The 228-nt window shown below is 73.2% G+C and carries 1 protein-coding gene; it reads right to left on the bottom strand.

The features are described from left to right. Positions 1 to 228, bottom strand: a 228-nt coding sequence (locus FJ658_RS15275; RefSeq protein WP_141146224.1) for an MFS transporter, incomplete at both ends; no start/stop codon positions are given.

Below are 228 nucleotides of genomic sequence, written 5' to 3'. Positions count from 1 at the left end.
CGAAGGCGATGCCGCGCTCGCGGCCGACGAAGGTCGCGTTGAGCAGCGAGAGGGTCGCCGGGAGGATCATCGCGCCGCCGAGGCCCTGGATGACGCGCGACGCGATGAGGAACTCGCCGCTCGGGGCGAGCGCGGCCGCGACGCTCGAGAGGGCGAACAGGGCGACGCCGATCAGCAGCATGCGCCTGCGGCCGAAGCGGTCGGCGAGGGTGCCGAAGACGAGCAGCA

Origin of the sequence: Schumannella sp. 10F1B-5-1, from assembly GCF_006517535.1 — a bacterium.
Classification (GTDB): Bacteria; Actinomycetota; Actinomycetes; order Actinomycetales; family Microbacteriaceae; genus Schumannella.
Note: the sequence above shows the minus strand (reverse complement) of the source record. Positions and strands in the feature narration are given on the sequence as shown.